Below are 3,060 nucleotides of genomic sequence, written 5' to 3' on the forward strand. Positions count from 1 at the left end.
GGCCGGCGGTGACGACCTGCGCCGCCGGCTCGCCGGCCGGTCCGGGTCCGAGCGCCGCGAGGCCCTCCTCGATCTGGTACGCGTCGAGATCGCCGCCGTGCTCGGCCACGCCACGGTGAACGCCGTCCAGCCCGACCAGGCGTTCAAGGACCTCGGCTTCGACTCCCTGTCGGCGGTGGAACTGCGCAACCGGCTGACCGCGGTGACCGGGCTGCGGCTGCCGGCCACCCTGGTCTTCGACCACCCCACGGCGCTCGCCGTGGCCGCGCACCTCGACGAGGTGCTCACCCCCGGTGAGGTGGCCCCGACCACCGACGCCCCGGCGGCGCGGCCGGCCGACGAGCCGATCGCCATCGTCGCGATGAGCTGCCGCTTCCCCGGCGGCGTCGGCTCACCCGAGCAGCTGTGGCGGCTGGTCGCCGACGGCGTGGACGCGATCGGCGAGTTCCCCGCCGACCGGGGCTGGGACGTCGACGGCATCTACCACCCGGAGCGGGGTGCCGAGGGGCGGACCTACTCCCGTTCCGGCGGCTTCCTCGCCGGCGCCGCCGAGTTCGACGCCGGCTTCTTCGGCATCAGCCCGAACGAGGCGGTGGCGATGGACCCGCAGCAGCGGTTGCTGCTGGAGTGCGCCTGGGAGACCTTCGAGCGGGCCGGCATCGACCCGGGCGCGCTCAAGGGCAGCCCCACCGGAGTCTTCGCCGGCGTGATGTACCACGACTACCAGGACAACACGAACACCGGCTCGATCGCCTCCGGCCGCGTCGCGTACGCCTTCGGGCTGGAGGGGCCGGCGGTCACCGTCGACACCGCCTGCTCGTCCTCGCTGGTCGCGCTGCACCTGGCCGCCCAGGCGCTGCGCTCGGGGGAGTGCACGCTCGCGCTCGCCGGCGGCGTGACCGTGATGGCCACCCCCGACACCTTCGTCGAGTTCAGCCGGCAGCGCGGGCTCGCCCCGGACGGCCGGTGCAAATCCTTCGGGGCGGGCGCCGACGGCACCGGCTTCTCCGAGGGCGCCGGCCTGCTGCTGGTGGAACGCCTCTCCGACGCCCGCCGCCACGGCCACCCCGTCCTCGCCGTGGTGCGCGGCTCGGCGGTCAACTCCGACGGCGCGTCGAACGGCCTGACCGCGCCGAACGGCCCCGCCCAGCAACGGGTCATCCGGGCGGCGCTGGCCTCGGCCCGGGTGCCGGCCGCCGAGGTGGACGTGGTGGAGGCGCACGGCACCGGCACCACCCTCGGCGACCCGATCGAGGCGCAGGCGCTGCTCGCCACCTACGGCCAGGACCGCCCGGCGGACGGGCCGCTCTGGCTGGGCTCGGTCAAGTCGAACCTCGCCACACCCAGGCCGCCGCCGGGGTGGCCGGGGTGATGAAGATGATCCTGGCGATGCGGCACGGGCTGCTGCCCCGCACCCTGCACGCCCAGGAGCGCTCGCCGCAGGTGGACTGGTCCGCCGGCGCGGTCGAGCTGCTGACCGAGGCACGCGAATGGCCGGCGAACGGGCATCCGCGCCGGGCCGGCATCTCCTCCTTCGGGCTCTCCGGCACCAACGCCCACGTGATCATCGAGGAGGCGCCCGCCGGCGGTGACGCGGCCACGCCCCGACCGGTCGACGGCCTGGTGCCCTGGCTGCTGTCGGCGCGATCCGACACCGCCGTACGCGACCTCGCCGGCCGGCTGGCCGACCTCGCCGCCCGGATCGAGCCGGCCGACGTGCCGGCGGCGGGCCGGACGCTCGCCACCGGACGGGCGCTCTTCGGCCACCGGGCCGTCGTGCTCGGCGCGGACCCGGCGGAGCTGTCCGCCGGCCTGACCGCCCTGGCCGCCGGCGGCGGCGCTCACGGTGTGGTCTCCGGCGTGGCCCGCCCGGGTGGTCGGCTGGCGGTGCTGTTCACCGGTCAGGGCGCGCAGCGGCTGGGTATGGGTCGCTCGCTGCATGCGGTGTTCCCGGTGTTCGCGGCGGCGTTCGACGCGGTGGTGGCGGAGTTGGACGCGCATCTGGACCGGCCGTTGCGTGAGGTGGTCTGGGGTGACGACGAGGAGCTGATCCGGCGGACGGGTTACGCGCAGGCCGGGTTGTTCGCGGTCGAGGTGGCGTTGTTCCGGCTGGTGGAGTCGTGGGGTGTGCGGCCGGACTTCGTGGCCGGGCACTCGATCGGTGAGCTGGCGGCGGCGCACGTTGCCGGAGTGCTGTCGTTGGCGGATGCGGCGCGGTTGGTGGCGGCCCGGGGTCGGTTGATGCAGGCGCTGCCGGCTGGTGGGGCGATGGTGGCGATCCGGGCGTCGGAGGAGGAGGTGCGGGCGGCACTGTCGGGGCCGGATGCCCCTGTCGGGTCCTACCGACCTGATGACGTAAACGATTCAACCTCCACCAGCACCAGCACCAGCACCGGCGCCGGTTCGGTTGCGGCCAACGGCCGCGGTGGCCGTGGCACGGTCGCCGCCATCGGCGATGGCGCAGCCGCGGCAACCGGCGCCGGTATCGGTCCGGCGGCAGATGCCGGTGTGGACATCGCTGCCGTCAATGGTCCCCGGTCGGTGGTCATCTCCGGTCCCGAAGCTGCCGTGCTGCATGTGGCCGAGCACTTCACGAAGCTGGGACGGAAGACGACCCGCCTGCGGGTCAGCCACGCCTTCCACAGCGCGTTGATGGACCCGATGCTCGACGAGTTCCGGGCCGTCGCGGCGAGCCTGACCTACGCCGAGCCGCAGCTCCCGATCGTGTCGAACCTGACCGGCGCCCTGGCGAGCAGCGAGCTGACCGACCCGGACTACTGGGTGCGCCACGTCCGCGAGGCGGTCCGCTTCGCCGACGGCATCACCGCCCTGCACACGGCCGGCGCGACCACGTTCCTGGAACTCGGCCCGGACGCCGCGCTCACCCCGATGATCGAGGGCATCCTCACCGACGACGCCACGATCATCCCCACCCTGCGGCGCGGACACGACGAACACCGGCAGGCCCTGACCGCCCTGGCCAGGCTGCACGTCACCGGCACCACCGTCGACTGGACCGCACTGCTCACCGGCACCCACGTCGAGCTGCCCACCTACCCG

The 3,060-nt window shown here is 74.4% G+C and carries 1 pseudogene; it reads left to right on the plus strand.

Annotated features, from left to right (window positions below):
• Positions 1-3,060 (plus strand): annotated as a pseudogene (locus JNW89_RS32785) (beta-ketoacyl synthase N-terminal-like domain-containing protein); the annotation flags it as partial.

The organism is Micromonospora sp. 4G55 (genome assembly GCF_016803375.1).